The sequence below is a fragment of the Variovorax sp. GW822-FHT04A09 genome (assembly GCF_058801005.1).
The window spans coordinates 1,967,220-1,982,391 of the sequence record NZ_JBXAMV010000001.1 but is presented as its reverse complement, the minus strand read 5'-3'; the positions used below and the strand labels follow the sequence as shown (position 1 = coordinate 1,982,391).

Below are 15,172 nucleotides of genomic sequence, written 5' to 3'. Positions count from 1 at the left end.
GATGATGAACTTCATTCTTCGCGTCATTCTTCTGCTCCTGGGGCTGGTCTTCGCGGCCAGCCTGGCTGTGGCGGCCCTGCTGCTGGCGGCGGTGTGGGGTGTGCGCTACGCCTGGGGGCGCCTCACGGGCAAGCCCGTGACGCCCTGGGTCATGCGTTTCAACCCGCGCTCGGGTTTCGACCGATTTCGCCATGCGGCACAACAGCCGGCCGAACCCACGGCGGCCGACGTGGTCAGCGCCCGGGCGCGCGGCGAGTCGGTGCGCAGCCCGGTCGTGCTGGGCCCCGCCGACGATGTGACCGATGTGCGGGCCCGGCCCGTGCGCGGCGACTGAGCCTTTTTCTTCCCGATCAGGCGCTGTAGAGCGCCTCGATCTCGTTGGCGTAGGCCTTGTAGATGCTGGAGCGCCGCACCTTCATGGTTGCGGTGACTTCACCGTCGTCATGGTCCAACTCTTTGGTGAGCAGATGAAAACGTCTGATCTGCGACACCTGCGCCAGCTTCCCATTGCCGCGCGCCACTTCGGCCTCGATCAGCGCGCGCACCTTGGGTTCTTCCACCAGCGAGCGGAAATGCGTGAAGGGCAGGCGCTGCGCCTCGGCCCATTTGCCGACCGTCTCGTAGTCGATCTGCAGCAGCGCGCCGACGAACTTGCGGCCGTCCGCCACCACGATGCATTCCTTGATGAAGGGGCTGCCCTTCATGGTGTTCTCGATCTCGGACGGCGTGAGGTTCTTGCCGCCGGCGGTGATCATGATGTCCTTCAGCCGGTCGACGATGCGCAGCTGCCCGCCGGCTTCCTCGCGCACCACGTCGCCCGTGTGCAGCCAGCCATCGCGGATCGATGAGGCCGTGGCCTCGGGGTTCTTGTAGTAGCCCTCGAACACCATGTCGCCGCGCACCAGCAGCTCGCCGGCTTCGCCCACGCGGTGCTCGGTGCCCAGCGTGGGCGGGCCGACGGTGCCGATGGTGACGGCGTCGGCGCGGTGGCCCGAGACCATGCCGGTCGATTCGGTGAGCCCGTACACCTCGACCAGCGGCACGCCCAGCGTGCGAAAGAAACGCACCACGTCGGCGGGAATCGGCGCCGCGCCCGTGAGCGCGATGCGCGCGCGGCGCAGGCCGATGAAGTTCTGCAGGGCGCGCAGCACGGTCCAGTAGGCGAGGGCGAAGCGGCCGCGCTCGGCCAGCGTCCAGGTGCTGCGCGGTTTTTCGGCCAGCGGCGCGCAGGCCTCGATGGCCTTGCGGAACAGCGCACGCTGCAGCCGCCCGGTTTCCTGCATCTTGATGCTGATGCCCGCATGCAGCTTTTCCCAGATGCGCGGCACGCCGAGGAACATGGTGGGCGCCACCTCGCGCAGGTCTTCCTGCACGGTGCGGATCGATTCGCCGAAGTTGACCTGCGAGCCCTGGTACAGCGGCACGAAGGCCGTGAGCATCTGCTCGGCCACGTGGCACAGCGGCAGGTACGACAGGTGCGTGGTGCTGCCGTCGAGCCCGAGCCGCTCGACGATGCCGGGCACGACGCCGCGGATGTTGCGGTACGAAATCATCGCGCCCTTGGGCTTGCCCGTGGAGCCCGAGGTGTAGATCATCAAGCCGATGTCGGCGAGTGTCTGGCGCTGCAGCGCGGCGTCGATGAGCGCGGTGCCGTCGCGTGCCAGCACCGCGGCGCCGGCCTGCTCGACCTCCGCAAAGGTCGCAATGCGCTCGCGCACTTCGGGCGGGTAGCTCGCGAGGCCTTTGGTCTCGATCACGACGATCTTGCGCAGGCGCGGCAGCTGGTCGAGGGCGTCGAGCACCTTGTCGGTCTGCTCCTGGTCTTCGCAGACGATCACCTCGATGTCGGCATGGCCGACCACGTAGGCGACCTCGTTGCTCGGGCTGGTGGGGTACACGCCCACGGTCACGGCGCCGATGAGCCCCGCGCCCATCTGCGCGAGCAGCCACTCGACGCGGTTCTCCGAGATCACGCCCAGGTGCCCGCCGGGCGCGAGGCCCATCGCGTGCAGGCCCAGGCCGAAGCGGCTGGCGCGCTGCAGGTAGCCGGCCCAGTCCAGCGGATGCCAGATGCCGAAATCCTTCTGGCGGATCGCGATGCGCTGCGGCTGCAGGCGTGCCTGCTCGCGCAGCATCTGCGGCAGCGTGAGCGAAGGGAGCAGGTTCGTCGTCATGACAGCCAGCGCTTGCGGCGCTTGTAGTGCTTCAGCTCGCGGAAGCTGCGCAATTCGCCGCTGCCGCCCACGCCCAGGTAGAACTCGCGCACGTCGGGGTCGGCCGCGAGGCGCTCGGCGCTGCCGTCGATCACGACCTTGCCGCTTTCCATGATGTAGCCCGTGTGGGCGATGGCCAGTGCCACGCTGGCGTTCTGTTCCACCAGCAGCATCGAGGTGCCGCGCTCGGCGTTGATGCGCGCGATGATCGTGAAGATGTCCTCCACGAGCTTGGGCGAGAGGCCCAGCGAGGGCTCGTCGAGCAATATCAATTGAGGCTGCGCCACCAGCGCGCGGCCGATGGCGAGCATCTGCTGCTCGCCACCCGAGAGATAGCCCGCGAGGCCCTTGCGGCGCTCGTGCAGGCGAGGGAAGTAGGCGTAGACGTCGTCGAAGTTGCGCGACGCGGGCGCAACGCCCGTGCGACCGGTCAGCGCGTAGGTCGCAGCGACCAGGTTCTCTTCGACCGTGAGGTCCTCGAACACGCGCCGGCCTTCCATCACATGGCTCAGGCCGCGCCGCACGAGTTGCTGCGGCGCGAGCCGCTCGGTTGGTGCGCCGTCGAACACGATGCGACCGGCCTCGACCTCGCCGTCTTCCAGCGCGAGCAGGCCCGACACCGCCTTCAGCGTGGTCGACTTGCCCGCGCCGTTGCTGCCCAGCAGCGCCACGATCTGCCCGCGCGGCACGGCCAGCGACAGGCCGCGCAGCACCTGCACGACCTTGTTGTAGACCACCTCGATGTTGTTGACCTCCAGAACGAGGTCGGGCGGTGCCGCGCGCGCGTCCATTGTGTCGATCAGTTCAGTGCGATCCAGTCCGACGCGGGCACCATCTTCTGCGCCTTCATGTCGGCCTTGTAGACGCGGCCCACGGGGATGGAGTTGCCCTTGATGGTGATCGGCGTGCCGATGATCCCGCCGGTGTCGAAGTCCTTGATGGTGTTGAGCGCGGCCTTCAGGTTCTTGCCGTCCAGCGGCTTGCCGGCGTCGAGCGTGCGCTTGGCGGCCTCGGTGAACAGCATCGCCGTGAGGAAGCCCTGCGTGTAGGCCGTGCTCTGGTACTCGGGGCGCAGCGCGCGGATCTTGTCGAGCATCGGCGCCTTGGCCGAGGTGTCGTAGTAGTAGCGGTAGGGCATGACACCCATGAAGCCGTCGCCGCCTTCGCCCATCTTCATGACGGTGGAGCTGTCCATGGTCCAGAAGGTGCCCATCCACTTGCTGGTCATGCCCATCTGCTTGCCCTGCTGCACGAACTCGGGAATAGGCGCCAGGATGTAGCCGTGGAAGATCGTGTAGTCGGGCGCGGCACGGCGCAGCTTGATGACCTCGGTCGACACGTCGACGCTGCCCGCGGGCGTCATGAGCTTCACGGGCACGCTCAGGCCCAGCTTCTTGGCAGCGGCTTCGCTGGCCTCGATGGGGTCGCGGCCGAACTCGGAATCGGAGTACACGAAGGCCACCTTGGCGCCCGGCTTTTCCTTGGCGATGTGGCGCAGAAGAATGCCGATCTGCTCGGTGTAGTCGGGGCCCACGAGGAACTGGTTCGGGTACTTGGCCGGGTCGTTGAGCTCGGTCGCAAACGAGGCGCCCGCCATCAGGATCTGGCCGCCGCGGTCCAGCTCGGGGTTGATGGTCTTGGAGAAACCGGTGGAGTCGCCGTAGTAGAGGTTGACCTTGTTCTGGCTCGTGATCTTCTTGAAGGCCGCCACCGACACGTCGACCTTGTAGCCCGTGTCTTCCGGCACGTAGCGCAGCTTGCGGCCCTTGATGCCGCCCGCGTCGTTGACGATCTTCACGTAGTCGGCAATGCCGGCGTTGATGCCCACGCCCGCGAAGGCGAACACGCCGGTCATCGGGATCGAGCCGCCGATGACGATGTCCTCGTTGCCTTGCGCGTTCGCTGCGAACGGCACGGCGGCGGCCAGGCCCGCGGCGATCAGCAGGGCGCGGCGCTGGGGGGAAAGCTTCTTCGTTGTCTTGGGCATGTGTGTCTCCTGGTTCTAGTTACGAAACGGCCATAGATGGAAAAAGCGGCGCAGGCGCCGCCACACTTCTGCGAGCCCGTGCGGCTCGAACACCAGAAATCCGACGATGAGCAGGCCGAAGACGACGGTGCGCACCGGCGAGAGGAACACGGTCATCTCGACGCCGCCCGGCAGCAGGTCGACCACCAGCTTGAGCAGCTCGGGCACCATGGTCATGAACACGGCGCCGAAGATGCCGCCCAGGATGGTGCCCATGCCGCCGACGATGATGGCGGCCAGGAAGAAGATCGACAACAGGAGCGGAAAGCTCTCGGGCGTGACCACGCGGAAGAAGTAGGCCCACAGGCCACCCGCCACGCCCGCGTAGAACGACGACAGCCCGAACGACAGCAGCTTGTAGCGCAGCAGCGGAATGCCCAGCACCTCGGCCGAGATGTCGCGGTCGCGGATGGCGATGAAGGCGCGACCCACGCGCGTGCGAAACAGGTTGGCCGCGCCGAGCACCATGAGCACCATCACCGGCACGATCACCCAGTACAGGCGAAACGACGTGTCCAGCGGCAGGCCGAAGAGTTGTGCGGGCGGCAGCGAGATGCCCGTGGTGCCTCCCGTGAGCTTGAGGTTGGCGAACAGGAAGTGCGTGATGAACGACGCGGCGATGGTCGCGATGGCCAGGTACAGGCCCTTCACGCGCAGCGACGGGATGCCGACGACCAGCCCGCCGAGCATCGCGACCACGCCGCCCGCGAGGATGTTGAGCAGGAAGGGCGTGCCCAGCCGCGTCTGCATGATCGCGACGGTGTACGCGCCCAGGCCCATGAACGCGGCCTGCCCCAGGCTCACCAGGCCCGTGTAGCCGGTGAGGATGTTCAGCCCCGTGGCGCTCGCCACGTTGATGGCGACAAGGCACGCGAGGTACAGCCAGTAGTCGCTGGCCATGAAGGGGAACAGCACGAGCAGCGCCGCGCCGATCGCGAGCCACACCTTCTGCGTGCGCGAATCGAACAGCGCCGCGTCGGCGATATAGCTTTGCTTGAGGGTGCCGATGCGCATGGCTAGAGCCTCTCGATCTCGTGCGTGCCGAAGAGCCCGTACGGCCGCACCATCAGCACGAACACCAGCACGATGAAGGTGGCGAGCAGCTTGTACTCGCCGCCGAGGTAGGAACCCGCGAGCGCCTCGATCAATCCGATGAGCACGCCGCCCACCAGCGCGCCGAGCACGCTGTCGAGCCCGCCGACGATCACCACCACCAGCACCGACAGCCCGAACACGCCCATCGACGACGAGATGCCGCCGATGGCGCCGACGATGATGCCGGCCACCGCCGCGATCATGGCCGAGGCCACCCAGGCCAGCGAGAACACGCGCGGCACGTGGATGCCCATCGAGTAGGCGGCGGCCTGGTCCGAGGCTGTGGCCCGCAGCGCCACGCCGCCGCGCCAGAAGCGGAACAGCAGCAGCACCAACCCGATCAGCACCACCGCGATCAATGCGCCGTAGGCGATCTTGGGCGCCAGGAAGGCCTCGCCGATCATCACGGGCGTGTTGGGCAGAAACTCGGGCAGGCGGCGCTGGTCGGCGGTCCAGATGATCTCGACCAGCCCGACGAGGATCGACGCCAGCCCCACCGTCACCATGAACACCGAGATCGGCGGTTCGCCCAGCAGCGGGCGGATCATGGTGCGCTCGATCACCGCGCCCAGCAGGCCGGTGCCGATCACCGAGCCCAGCACCGCCATCCAGATCGGCAGCGAGAAGCTCGCGGCGAAGGTGAAGAACAGGTAGGCGCCGACCATCAGCATCTCGCCGATGGCGATGTTGACCACGCGCGTCGCCTTGTAGACCAGCACGAAGGCCAGCGCCGCCAGCGCATACAGGCCGCCGCCGGCGATGCCGGTGAGTGCGATCTCGAAGAGGTAGGCCCAATCCATCAGGCGGCTCCCACGGCAGCTTCGCCGCGCAGCCGGCGACGCAGCTCGCCCACGTCGCCCGCGCCGAGGTAGGCGCGGATCACTTCCGGGTCGGCCTGCACCTGCGCGGGCGTGCCTTGCGCGATGACCTGGCCGAAGTTGAGCACCACCACGTGGTCCGACAGGTCCATCACCATGCCCATGTCGTGCTCCACCATCAGCACCGTGATGCCCCACTCGCGCCGCACGTCGAGGATGAAGCGCGCCATGTCTTCGGTTTCTTCGCGGTTCATGCCGGCCACGGGTTCGTCGAGCATCAGCACCTTGGGCTGCATGGCCAGCGCACGCGCCATTTCCACGCGCTTCTGCAGGCCGTAGGGCAGGGCGGCCACCGAGGCGTGGCGGATGTGGTCGATCTCGAGGAAATCGATGATGCGTTCTTCGACGTCGCGGCGCAGCTCGGCCTCTTCGCGGCGTGCCCGGCCCAGGTAGAAGAGGGCGTCGAACACATTGGTCTTCAGGTGCGCGTGGCGCCCGAGCTTGATGTTGTCGAGCACGGTCATGCCGCGGAACAGCGCGATGTTCTGGAAGCTGCGCGCCAGGCCGAGCGCCGCGCGCTTCGGGGCGGGCAGGCGGGTGATGTCCGCGCCCTCGAACAGCACGCGGCCCTGCGAGGGCTTGTAGAAGCCCGAGATGGTGTTGAACAGCGAGGTCTTGCCCGCGCCGTTGGGCCCGATCACCGCGGTGATGGAGCCGGGCGCGACGCTGAAGCCGACGTTGGTGAGCGCCTTCACCCCGCCGAATGCCAGCGTCAACGCCTCGGCCTGCAGCACCGGGGCCGGGGCGGAAGGTGCGGACATGGAGGTATCCCGTCGAGTCTCGTCAGGCATGGCTAAGGGGCGCGCCGCAAGGTCAGGGTTTGTGTCCAGCAGCGAAATGCTACTGGCCCGTAAAATTCCTACTGGCCGGTAATGTCCGTGTTCGCCGCAGTTCGCGGCATCGGGACTTTCCCCGCCCGCACAAACCCCATGCCCCGTTCCTCCGCCGTTCCAGCTTCAGCGCCAACCTCTCCGTGGGCGCCTGCCGACCGCCGTGCGCAGCAGCGCGAGGTCAAGCGCATGGCCGTGTTGCGCACGGCCGCCCAGCTCTTCAACGAGCGCGGCTTCCACGCGACCTCGCTCGACGACATTGCCGAGCGGCTCAACGTGAGCAAGCCCACGCTGTACTACTACATCGAGAACAAGGACCAGATCCTGCTCGAGTGCGTGAAGATGGCGCTGGACCTCATGCAGACCGGCATCGGCGAGGTGCGCGCCGCGGGCGGCAGCGCCATCGACCAGCTCAAGGCCTGCATGCGCATCTACTCGGGCGTGGTCACGCAGGACTTCGGCATGTGCGTGATCCGCATCGGCGAAGACCCGCTGCCCGATCCGCTCAAGAAGGAGTTGCGCCGCCTCAAGGCCGGCATCGACGGGCATTTCCGCCGGCTGATCGAAGAGGGCGTGGCCGAAGGCGCGCTCGCGCCCTGCGACCCGAAGATGGCGGCCTTCATGCTGGCCGGCGCGCTGAGCTGGATCGGCCGCTGGTACCGCCCCGACGGCGACCTCACGCCCGACCAGATCGCCGACCAGGGCATCGAGCTGCTGCTCAACGGCGTGCTGCAGCGCGCCCCGACGAAAGCGAACCCATGACTTCAGAGACTTCTTCTTCGCCCCTGCTGGTGGGCCGCGAAGGCGCGGTGGCCACGCTGCGCTTCAACCGGCCGGCCGCGCTCAACGCCATCGACGTGCCGATGGCCACCGCCTTCCTCGCCGCCGCGCGCACCCTGGCTGCCGACAGGAGCGTGCGCGCCGTGCTGCTGAGCGGCGCGGGCAAGGGCTTCATGGCCGGCGGCGACCTCGGCGTGCTCAGCGCCGACCCGAAGCAGGGCGCGGCCGACCTCATCGGCCCGCTGCACGAGGCGCTGACCGTGCTCGACGCCATGGACGCGCCGCTGGTCGCGCAGGTGCACGGCGTGGCGGCCGGTGCGGGGCTGAGCCTGATGCTGCAGGCCGACTTCGTGCTCGCGGCCGAGGGCACGCGCTTCAACCTGGCCTACGTGAACGTCGGCACCAGCTGCGACGTCGGCGCCTCGTGGGCGCTGCCGCGCCTGGTCGGCATGCGCCGCGCGCTGGAGATCGCGATGCTCGGCGATACCTACGACTCCGCCGCCGCCGAGCGCATGGGCCTCATCAACCGCGTGGTGCCCGCGGCCGAGCTCGAAGCCGAGGCCATGGCACTCGCGCAGCGGCTGGCCAAGGGCCCGACCGTGGCGCTGGGCCACCTGCGCCGGCTGATGCGCGGCTCGCTCGACCGCGACCTGGTGAGCCAGCTCGACGTCGAGTCGGCCGCGTTCCAGTCGTGCGCGGCCACCGCCGATTTCCGCATCGGCCTCGATGCCTTTTTCGGCAAGAAGTCCGCGGCCTTCACCGGCCGCTGAAGAATTCCTTGTTTTCGTTTTTTCAATCCAGGAGATCCATCCCATGACCCAACGCGACATCTTCGTGGTCGGCACCGCCCGCACCGCCATCGGCACCTTCGGCGGCGCGCTCAAGGACGTGCCCAACACGCAACTGGCCACCACCGCCGTCAAGGCCGCCATCGAACGCAGCGGCGTGGCCGCCGATGCCATCGGCCATGTGGTCATGGGCAACGTGATTCCCACCGACGTGAAGGACGCGTACCTCAGCCGCGTGGCCGCCATCGACGCGGGCTGCCCCATCGAGACGCCTGCCTTCAACGTGAACCGCCTCTGCGGCTCGGGCCTGCAGGCCATCGTGTCGGCGGCGCAGGCCATTGCGCTGGGCGATTGCGACATCGCCATTGGCGGCGGCTCCGAATCGATGAGCCGCGGCCCGTACTTCGACACCTCTGCCCGCTACGGCGCACGCATGGGCGACGCGGTGCTGGTCGACTACATGCTGGGCATCCTGCACGACCCGTGGGAGAAGATCCACATGGGCATCACGGCCGAGAACGTGGCCGCGCGCTACGGCATCACGCGCGAGCAGATGGACGAACTGGCCGTGACCAGCCAGCAGCGCGCCGCCGCCGCCATTGCCGCGGGCCGCTTCAAGGATCAGATCGTTCCGGTCGAGGTGAAGACGCGCAAGGGCGTCGTGCTGTTCGACACCGACGAGCACGTGCGCGCCGACACCACCGTTGACACGCTGTCGAAGATGAAGCCCGCCTTCAAGAAGGACGGCCTCGTGACCGCCGGCAACGCCTCGGGCATCAACGACGGCGCCGCCGCCGTGGTGCTGGCCGAAGGCGGCCGGGTGAAGGCGCTGGGCCTGAAGCCGCTGGCGCGCCTCGTGGGCTACGCGCACGCGGGCGTCGAGCCGGCGTACATGGGCATCGGCCCGGTGCCGGCCACGCGCAAGGTGCTGGAGCGCACGGGCCTGAAGGTCAGCGACTTCGACGTGATCGAGTCGAACGAAGCCTTCGCCGCGCAGGCTTGCGCGGTCATCAAGGAGCTGGGCTTCGACCCCGCCAAGGTGAACCCGAACGGCTCGGGCATCTCGCTGGGCCACCCGGTGGGCGCGACCGGCGCGATCATCACGACGAAGGCCATCGCCGAGCTGCACCGCACGGGTGGCCGCTATGCACTCGTCACGATGTGCATCGGCGGCGGGCAAGGCATTGCCGCCGTGTTCGAGCGCGTTTGAGGGCACACTCGCGGGCATGCTCCGCCCCCCACTCCTGATCGATCCCGACGAGGTCGAGATCAGCGCCATCCGTGCGCAGGGGGCGGGCGGGCAGAACGTCAACAAGGTGTCGAGCGCGGTGCACCTGCGCTACGACATCCATGCCAGCTCGCTGCCGGCCGATGTGAAGGAGCGGCTGCTCGCCTTGCGCGACAGCCGCATCACGCAGGAAGGCGTGTTCGTGCTCAAGGCGCAGCAGCACCGCACGCAGGAGATGAACCGCGCCGACGCGCTCGCGCGGCTGCAGGCGGTGATCGACAGCGTGGCCACGCCGCCGCGCGTGCGGCGCGCCACCAAGCCCACCTACGGTTCGAAGCAGCGCCGGCTCGAAGGCAAGAGCCAGCGCTCGCAGATCAAGAGCCTGCGCGGGCGGGTGCAGGACTGACGGGCTTGTCGCCGCGCAGCCGCTTGATCTGCAGCGTCACGCCGACCACGTACAGCGCGCCGAGCACCGCGGTGATCGCCTTCAGTTCGGGCGCCTCGGCGGTCGGCAGCAGCGGCGCGCCCAGCGGAAAGCGTGTCAGCGTCTCGGTGAAGGCCGGAATCCAGTGGAAGAGAAAGCTCGCCGAATAGGCGACCGCCTCGATGTAGCGCGACTTCGCCCCGAGCCGCCCGTACCCCGCCAGCGCGCCGACGGCCAGCGCCACCAAAGTGATGATGCCCAGCGCATGGGGCTTGCCGAAGCCGCCGTGCTGGAAGATGCCGAAGCCCGTGAGGCAGGTCAGCACCGTGGTCCAGACGAAGACCTGGCCCAGGCCGGTGCGCAGCGTGATTTCCTTGTAGCGCAGCAGGGCCCAGATGCCTGCGAACACGGCGATCAGGCTGATCGCCGTGTGAACCGTGCCGAGTGACGTCAATCCAAGCCATCCTGTGGGTGCCATGCGGATCTCCTCGTGGTCGTGGTGCGGCATTCTGGCGCGGCGCCCGCCTTTTTGCCATGTGTGCCCATTCGTTTCAGTGCAGGTCTTCCGGCCCGCCCCGAGCGCTGTGTCACCTTCGGCAAGCACAATCGGGGCCATGAGTGTTTTTGTTCGTCGCACGGGAATGGTGCTGCTGATGGCGGTCGCGGGCAGCCTGCTGTCCGCCTGCAGCCCGGACGCGGCCCAGGGGCAGGGCGCGGCCAGCGCGCCGGCCGCGCAGGAGATGGCCTGGGACGCGCTGGTGCCCAAGGAGTGGGACCCGACCCAGCGCTACCGCAACATCAGCCTCGAAGCGCTGCGCGACAACGACCCGCGCGCGATCCAGATGCTCGACGAGATGCGGGCCGTCTGGGACAACGCGCCGGTCAACGTCGCGCTCGACGGCAAGCCCGCCAGGCTCTCGGGTTTCGTCGTGCCGCTCGACGCCACGCAAGACGGCATCCGCGAGTTTCTGCTGGTGCCGTACTTCGGCGCCTGCATCCACACCCCGCCACCGCCCGCCAACCAGATCGTCCACGTGATCGCGCCCGCGCCCGTGAAGGGGCTGCACGCGATGGACACGGTGCGCGTGAGCGGCACGCTGAAGGCGGCGCGCTACGCATCGGTCGACATGGGCGTGAGCGGCTACGAGATCGCGTCGGCGGCGGTCGAGCGGGTGGCGGTCACGCAGGGGCCGTGAAGGCCGCCAGTTCGCCCAGGGCCGGCTGCAGCAGCCGGTAGCTCAGCCGCTCGGCCACCTGGAACGCGCCGAGCCCTTCATAGAACGCGATGCCGCGCGCATTCGTCGCCTTCACGGGCCAGTCGATGCGGTGGCATCCCTTGGCGATGGCTTGCGCGGCCACCCAGGCCATGAGGGCGCGGCCCGCCCCGGCGCTGCGGTGGCCCGACTTCACGTAGAGCTCCTTGAGCTGGCAGTGCCTGCGTTGTTCCGGTGCGAAGTCGACCAGCGAGAAGGCCCAGGTGATCGCGGCCAGCCCGACCACGGTGCGCGCGTCTGTCGACGCCACCACGAGCTGGTGCGGCGAGCCGGGTGCGAGGAGATTGCCCAGCAGGTGTTCGCGCACCAGCTCGCGCGGCACGCGCGCGCCTTCGTTGTAGAAGGCGTGCAGTTCGGCCAGCAGCTCGATGAGCGAATCGTGTTGGGCTTCGGACACCAGATCGACGTGCATGGCATTTCCTTGGGGATGCGTCTTCGTGACTGCCGGATTCTGGCCCGCCCCGGATTCACGACGATCTTGTTACTCCCCGCTCCAGGCCTCGCGCGACTAGATTGCCCTTCACCACTTCGAAAAGGACAAGAACCATGAACCCGGCCTACACCGGCGGTTGCGCATGCGGCGCCATCCGCTACGAGATTTCAGGGGAACCCGTGTTCCAGAACGACTGCCAGTGCCTGGACTGCCAGCACAAGAGCGGCACGGGCCACGGCTCGTACCTCAGCTTCGCGGGCGCCGAGGTGAAGCAGACCGGCGCGGCCACGCTGTGGAGCCTCAAGGGCGACAGCGGCAACGTCAAGACGCGCGCGTTCTGTCCGACCTGCGGCTCGCCCGTGTACATGACCTTCGCGGCGATGCCCGGCGTCTTCACCGTGCATGCCGCCAGCCTGGACGACCCGGGGCGCTACCGGCCGCAGGCGGTCACGTACGCGGTGCGCGGGCACGCCTGGGACTTTCTCGACCCGGCGCTGCCGAAGTTCGAGCGGATGCCGCCGGGCTGAGCTCAGCCCATCCGCTGCGACAGGAAATCGAGGAACGAAGTGATGCGCGCCGACAGCTGCGTGTTGCGGTAGTACACGGCGTTGACAGGCTGGCGCACGTCCACCGTGTCCTTGGGCAGCACCTGCACCAGCGCGCCGCTGGCGCGGTCGGCGGCGGTCATGAAGTCCGACAGGCAGACGATGCCCACGCCGGCCAGCGCCAGCTGGCGCAGCGTCTCGCCGCTGGACGCGACCACGGTGGGCGCGATGGTCCATTCGTCGCCGTGCACGCCGCGCAGCGGCCAGCGGTTGAGCGACTCGGGCTGGGTGAAGCCCAGCAGCGCGTGGCCGGCCAGCTCGTCGACCTTGCGCGGCTTGCCGTGGGCGTCGAGGTACGCGGGGCTTGCGAGCACGCGCAGCCGGTGCGTGCCGAGCGGGCGCGCATGCAGCGTGGAGTCGCGCAGCGGGCCGATGCGGATCGCCACGTCGGTGCGCCGCTCCAGCAGGTCGATGGGCAGATCGTCGGTGTCGAGTTCCAGGCTGATCTGCGGATAGAGCCGGCGGAACTCCGGCACCAGCGGCACGATGGCGTGCAGCATGAAAGGCGAGGCCGCGTTCACGCGCAGCCGGCCGGCGGGCTGCTGGCGGCGCGCGGCCATGTGCTCTTCGGCATCGTCGATCGCATCGAGGATGGCGCGCGTGCGTTGCAGGAACGCGGCGCCTTCCTCGGTGAGCTCGAGCCGCCGCGTGGTGCGGCGCATCAGCGTGGTGCCGAGCTTCTGTTCGAGCCGGCTCAGCGCACGGCTGATGCCCGACACGGTCTGGCCCAGCTGGTCGGCCGCGGCGGTGATCGAGCCGGTGTCCACCACGGCGCGGAAGGCGACCAGTTCTTCGATGGTGGTTTTCATGGCGCCCGTGCTGGGGAAGAGGCGCGCGCGGTCAGGCCGCGGCTTCGGCCTCTTCGGGCATGTCGATGCGCGGCATCAGCGCGGCCAGCGCTTCGGCGTCGGTGCGGTAGCTGAAGAGCATCGGCCCCGGCGCGAGCAGGCCGGCGCGTTCCAGCACCTGCATGGCCGGCAGCTTCATGCCGCTCAGGTGCAGGCGCACGCCCTTGGATTCCATCATCCGGCGGATCGAACCGAACACCTCGGCGCCGGTGATGTCGATGCGGTTGATCGGCTGCGCGAACAGGCACACGTCGGTCAGGTCGGGGCGCTCGGCCAGTGCGACCGTGAGCGCGCGCTCCAGCGTGGAGGCGGAGGCGAAGTCGAGTTCGGCGTCCATGCGCACCGCATACAGCTGCGGCGCGAGCGGCGGCAGCTTCCAGAGGTGGCGGTCGCGCAGGCTGCCGTCGGGATGCAGGCCCACTTCGATGATGCGCGGGTGCAGGTGGCGGTACATGTAGTGCGCCAGGCTGGCGAGCAGGCCGCCCAGCACGCCCCAGTAGATGCTCGGCGCGGTGGCGATGGTGAGCACGAAGGTGCCGAAGGCGATGCCGGCTTCCAGCTTCGAGATGCGCCACAGCGCTGTGAAGCTCGACGGCTTCACCAGCCCGAGGATGGCCGTGACCACCACGGCCGCCAGCACCGCCTGCGGCACGTGGTACAGCAGCGGCATGAGCCACAGCAGCGCGCCGGCCACCACCGCCACGCTGAACAGCGTCGCCCAGCCGGTCTGTGCGCCCGCGTAGAGCGTGATGGCCGAGCGCGAGAACGACGAGCTGGTGGGGAACGACCCCGTGAAGCCCGAGGCCAGCTTGGCCAGGCCCTGTCCGATCAGGTCCTGGTTTTCGTTCCACAGCGTGCCGGCGCGGCCGTTGTCGACCTTGGCGCTCGACGCGGTTTCGAGAAAGCTCACCAGCGTGATCATCAGCGCGGGCAGCACCAGCGCGCTGAAGGTGTGCGCCGGCAGCAGGCCGGGCCAGTAGAACGAAGGCAGGCCCGAGGGCAGGGCGCCCACCACGGCGCCGCCGCGCAGCGCGTAGTTGATGCTCCAGCTGATGGCGGCGGCGCCGGCCACCAGCGCCATCGTGGTCGGGAAGCGCGGCACCCAGCGCTTGCCCAGCCACAGCACGGCGATGCTGCCCAGGCCGAAGGCGATGGCCGTGAGGTCGGGCAGCGGCCCGCCCTGCAGCACCTGCGGGATGGTGCGGCCGGTAAAGCCCAGCAGCGCGGGCAGCTGCGAGATCGCGATCAGCACCGCCGCGCCCTGCGTGAAGCCGATCAGCACCGGCGAATTGACCAGCCGCAGCAGCCAGCCGAAGCGACCGGCGCCGAGCACGATCTGGATCGCGCCCGACATCAGCGTGAGCCACACCGCCATCGCCACCCATTCGTCGCTGCCCGCCACCGCCAGCGGCGCGAGCGACGCGCCCACCAGCAGGCTGGTGAGCGCGGTCGGCCCCACCGACAGCCGCTGCGACGAGCTGAACATCACGGCGATGAGCGCCGGGAACAGCGCCGCGTACACGCCCGTGACCAGCGGCATGCCGGCCAGCGCCGCATAGGCCACGCCCTGCGGCAGCACCATCAGCGCGACGGTGATGCCGGCCATGGCCTCGTTGCGCAGCAGCGCGGCGGAAGGTCGGGGCCAGCCGAGGCAGGGAACCCAGCGTGCAAGGCGCTGGCGAAGAGACGGTGCGGGGGAAGAGGAGGGAGAAGCCGGATTCATGAAGCGGGGCGCGCGCACGGCGGGCAC

17 protein-coding genes are annotated in these 15,172 nt (G+C 68.8%); 7 read left to right on the top strand and 10 right to left on the bottom strand.

The annotated features are described in order from the left end of the window. Positions 1 to 4 precede the first annotated feature (4 nt). A complete protein-coding gene (locus tag AC1RLW_RS09145; protein WP_223301262.1) occupies positions 5 to 334 on the top strand; it encodes a hypothetical protein in 330 nt (109 codons plus the stop codon). Between the two features lie 16 nt (positions 335 to 350). Here AC1RLW_RS09145 and AC1RLW_RS09140 read toward each other — a convergent pair whose 3' ends face one another. From AC1RLW_RS09140 to AC1RLW_RS09115, 6 genes are read right to left on the bottom strand one after another with little or no spacing between them, the layout of a single operon-like run. Beyond that, positions 351 to 2,174, bottom strand: a complete 1,824-nt coding sequence (locus tag AC1RLW_RS09140) for an AMP-dependent synthetase/ligase (protein ID WP_493192845.1) — start codon at positions 2,172 to 2,174, stop codon at positions 351 to 353. After that, entirely contained in the window at positions 2,171 to 3,004 is an 834-nt protein-coding gene (locus tag AC1RLW_RS09135; protein WP_493192844.1) for an ABC transporter ATP-binding protein, read from the bottom strand. Before AC1RLW_RS09135 ends, AC1RLW_RS09140 begins: the two co-directional genes overlap by 4 nt. An 8-nt stretch (positions 3,005 to 3,012) precedes the next feature. Next, complete coding sequence (locus tag AC1RLW_RS09130; protein WP_487849224.1) at positions 3,013 to 4,200, bottom strand: ABC transporter substrate-binding protein; 1,188 nt, start codon at positions 4,198 to 4,200, stop codon at positions 3,013 to 3,015. A 15-nt stretch (positions 4,201 to 4,215) separates the two neighbouring features. Next, positions 4,216 to 5,253: a branched-chain amino acid ABC transporter permease gene (locus tag AC1RLW_RS09125; RefSeq protein ID WP_493192843.1), complete on the bottom strand. Its 1,038-nt coding sequence runs from the start codon at positions 5,251 to 5,253 to the stop codon at positions 4,216 to 4,218. 2 nt (positions 5,254 to 5,255) lie between these two features. Next, entirely contained in the window at positions 5,256 to 6,134 is an 879-nt protein-coding gene (locus AC1RLW_RS09120; protein WP_062472963.1) for a branched-chain amino acid ABC transporter permease, read from the bottom strand. Continuing rightward, positions 6,134 to 6,973 carry an ABC transporter ATP-binding protein gene (locus AC1RLW_RS09115; RefSeq protein WP_493192842.1) on the bottom strand — a complete coding sequence of 280 codons (840 nt, stop codon included), beginning with the start codon at positions 6,971 to 6,973 and terminating at the stop codon, positions 6,134 to 6,136. Before AC1RLW_RS09115 ends, AC1RLW_RS09120 begins: the two co-directional genes overlap by 1 nt. A 168-nt stretch (positions 6,974 to 7,141) precedes the next feature. On the opposite strand from AC1RLW_RS09115, the gene AC1RLW_RS09110 reads away from it, so the two are divergent. Genes AC1RLW_RS09110 through arfB form a run of 4 tightly spaced genes read left to right on the top strand, consistent with a single transcriptional unit; the run spans position 7,142 to position 10,244 of the window. After that, a complete protein-coding gene (locus AC1RLW_RS09110) occupies positions 7,142 to 7,804 on the top strand; it encodes a TetR/AcrR family transcriptional regulator (RefSeq protein WP_492743429.1) in 663 nt (220 codons plus the stop codon). Beyond that, a complete protein-coding gene (locus AC1RLW_RS09105; RefSeq protein ID WP_493192841.1) occupies positions 7,801 to 8,592 on the top strand; it encodes an enoyl-CoA hydratase/isomerase family protein in 792 nt (263 codons plus the stop codon). Before AC1RLW_RS09110 ends, AC1RLW_RS09105 begins: the two co-directional genes overlap by 4 nt. A gap of 43 nt (positions 8,593 to 8,635) precedes the next feature. Continuing rightward, positions 8,636 to 9,820, top strand: a complete 1,185-nt coding sequence (locus AC1RLW_RS09100; RefSeq protein WP_307694191.1) for an acetyl-CoA C-acyltransferase family protein — start codon at positions 8,636 to 8,638, stop codon at positions 9,818 to 9,820. Positions 9,821 to 9,836: 16 nt separating this feature from the next. Continuing rightward, entirely contained in the window at positions 9,837 to 10,244 is a 408-nt protein-coding gene (gene arfB / locus AC1RLW_RS09095; protein ID WP_062472954.1) for an alternative ribosome rescue aminoacyl-tRNA hydrolase ArfB, read from the top strand. On the opposite strand, the gene AC1RLW_RS09090 is transcribed toward arfB, so the two are convergent. Beyond that, the gene (locus AC1RLW_RS09090) at positions 10,213 to 10,740 is read right to left on the bottom strand and encodes a DUF2306 domain-containing protein (protein ID WP_493192840.1); all 528 of its coding nucleotides are present in this window, start codon (positions 10,738 to 10,740) and stop codon (positions 10,213 to 10,215) included. The genes arfB and AC1RLW_RS09090 overlap by 32 nt on opposite strands. Positions 10,741 to 10,876: 136 nt before the next feature. On the opposite strand from AC1RLW_RS09090, the gene AC1RLW_RS09085 reads away from it, so the two are divergent. Next, a complete protein-coding gene (locus AC1RLW_RS09085; protein ID WP_493192839.1) occupies positions 10,877 to 11,458 on the top strand; it encodes a DUF3299 domain-containing protein in 582 nt (193 codons plus the stop codon). Here AC1RLW_RS09085 and AC1RLW_RS09080 read toward each other — a convergent pair. Beyond that, a complete protein-coding gene (locus tag AC1RLW_RS09080) occupies positions 11,442 to 11,948 on the bottom strand; it encodes a GNAT family N-acetyltransferase (protein ID WP_493192838.1) in 507 nt (168 codons plus the stop codon). The genes AC1RLW_RS09085 and AC1RLW_RS09080 overlap by 17 nt on opposite strands. 134 nt (positions 11,949 to 12,082) lie before the next feature. On the opposite strand from AC1RLW_RS09080, the gene AC1RLW_RS09075 reads away from it, so the two are divergent. After that, positions 12,083 to 12,496: a GFA family protein gene (locus tag AC1RLW_RS09075; protein WP_492695268.1), complete on the top strand. Its 414-nt coding sequence runs from the start codon at positions 12,083 to 12,085 to the stop codon at positions 12,494 to 12,496. Positions 12,497 to 12,498: 2 nt separating this feature from the next. On the opposite strand, the gene AC1RLW_RS09070 is transcribed toward AC1RLW_RS09075, so the two are convergent. Next, positions 12,499 to 13,383 (bottom strand): LysR family transcriptional regulator, encoded by an 885-nt coding sequence (locus AC1RLW_RS09070; protein WP_095744724.1) that lies wholly within the window; start codon positions 13,381 to 13,383, stop codon positions 12,499 to 12,501. A 31-nt stretch (positions 13,384 to 13,414) separates the two neighbouring features. Further along, a complete protein-coding gene (locus tag AC1RLW_RS09065) occupies positions 13,415 to 15,145 on the bottom strand; it encodes a SulP family inorganic anion transporter (RefSeq protein WP_062473056.1) in 1,731 nt (576 codons plus the stop codon). Between the last annotated feature and the right edge of the window lie 27 nt (positions 15,146 to 15,172).